This is a genomic window from Methylobacterium sp. CCH5-D2 (genome assembly GCF_001556475.1).
GTDB lineage: Bacteria > Pseudomonadota > Alphaproteobacteria > Rhizobiales > Beijerinckiaceae > Methylobacterium > Methylobacterium hispanicum.
Map to the genome: position 1 here is coordinate 1 of NZ_LSIX01000069.1, position 1,890 is coordinate 1,890.

Sequence of the window (1,890 nt, forward strand, 5' to 3'; positions counted from 1 at the left end):
GCGCGGGCCGGCCCGGCCCCCCCGCCATTGCGTTCCGGCCGCACCTCACCAAGGTGGGCGGGGTCCGCGCGGTCCTGATTCGCGCCCGCAGAGGCGGCCGTCCCGGCCGAGCACCGCATGCGCCGTCACCGCCACGCCAAGATCGTCGCCACCGTCGGCCCGGCGAGCAGCCGGCCCGAGACGCTGAAGGCCCTGTTCCTGGCCGGAGTCGACACCTTCCGGCTGAACTTCAGCCACGGCACCCAGGACGACCACCGGTCGGTCCACGCCGCGATCCGCGCGCTCGAGGCCGAGGTCGGGCGGCCCATCGCGATCCTGCAGGACCTGCAGGGGCCGAAGATCCGGGTCGGCACCGTGCAGGGCGGGCGCCTCGACGTCGTGCCCGGCGAGGTGCTGCGCTTCGTCCTCTCGGGGATGGAGGGCGACCGCCGTGCTATCCCGTTGCCGCACCGCGAGATCTTCGCGGCGGTCGTGCCCGGCCAGGAACTCCTCATCGACGACGGCCGCGTGCGGGTGCGCGTCGTCGGGATCGAGGCCGAGGCGCTCGAGGCCGAGGTTGTGATCGGCGGCACGATCCAGAACCGCAAGGGCGTGAACTTGCCGGGCACGATGCTCGACCTCTCGCCGCTGACCGCAAAGGACCGGGCCGACCTCGCCTTCGGGCTCGACCTCGGCGTAGATTGGGTGGCGCTCTCCTTCGTGCAGAAGCCCGCCGATCTCATCGAGGCGCGCGGCCTCGTCGGGGACCGGGCCGGGATCATGACCAAGGTCGAGAAGCCGCAGGCGCTGGAGCGGATCGAGGATATCGTCCGCCTCTCGGACGCCGTGATGGTGGCGCGCGGCGATCTCGGCGTCGAGATCCCGCATGAGGACGTGCCGGGCCGCCAGAAGGAGCTGATCCGGGCCTGCCGGCTCGCCGTGAAGCCCGTGGTGGTGGCGACCCAGATGCTCGACTCGATGGTGGCCGCACCCACGCCCACCCGGGCCGAGGCCTCGGACGTGGCGACCGCGATCTACGACGGCGCCGACGCCGTGATGCTCTCGGCCGAGTCGGCGACGGGCCGGTACCCGGTCGAGGCGGTGGCGATGATGGACCGGATCATCCGCCGCACCGAGCAGCACAAGCTCTACCGCTCGCTGATCGCGGCCTCCGAGCCCGGCGAGGAGGAGACGCCGCCCCACGCCGTCGCGACCGCCACGGCGGACCTCGCCGAGGCGGTCGGCGCGGCCGCGATCGTGGCCTACACGCTCAGCGGCACGACGGCCGCCCGGATCGCGCGACGGCGTCCGGCGGTGCCGATCCTGGCGCTCACGCCCGATCTCGGCACCTCGCGACGCCTGAGCCTGCTCTGGGGCACCCACAGCCTCCAGTCGGCCGAGGTCGATACCTACGAGGAGATGGTGGCGAACGCGACCGCGCACGCCACCCGCGAGGACTTCGCCCGGGCGAACGACCTCGTTCTGATCACCGCCGGCATTCCCTTCGCGGTGCCCGGCAACACGAACAACATCCGGATCGCCCAGATCCCTCAGGGATAAGGGGCTTGCGTCCCCTCAGGCCAGGTAGGCGCCGCCGCTGAAGGCGGCGGCCGCGATCCCGGCCAGCTCGACAGATCCGCCGCCCGCGAGGACGAGCAGCGCGTTGCCGGCCCCGGACGTGCCGAGCGTGTAACCCTGCCCGTTGAGGAGCAGCCGGTCGCCCTGGCCCTGGTCGAAGCCGACGACGAGATCCCGGCCGGAATTGACCCCGAAGACGAAGCGGTCGGCTCCGAGATTGCCGTAGAGCACGTCGTCGCCGAGATTGCCGAACAGGATGTCGTTGCCCTGCCCGCCGTAGAGCACGTCGTCGCCCTGGCCGCCGTAGAGCGCGTCGTCGCCGAAGTTCCCGTA

At 72.2% G+C, this 1,890-nt stretch carries 2 protein-coding genes; one reads left to right on the plus strand and one right to left on the minus strand.

The window, feature by feature from the left end:
• Nucleotides 1–117: 117 nt before the first annotated feature.
• Nucleotides 118–1,539: a pyruvate kinase gene (gene pyk / locus AX737_RS01380; protein ID WP_066918381.1), complete on the plus strand. Its 1,422-nt coding sequence runs from the start codon at nt 118–120 to the stop codon at nt 1,537–1,539.
• 15 nt (nt 1,540–1,554) lie between these two features.
• Here the strand turns inward: pyk and AX737_RS36715 are convergent.
• Nucleotides 1,555–1,890 (minus strand): calcium-binding protein (locus tag AX737_RS36715; protein WP_280949049.1); only part of this gene is annotated, 336 nt, incomplete at its 5' end.

Coding starts and splice junctions, on each gene's coding strand:
- pyk (WP_066918381.1), top strand. CDS start 118: ATGCGCCGTCACCGCCACGCCAAGATCGTCGCCACCGTCGGCCCGGCG.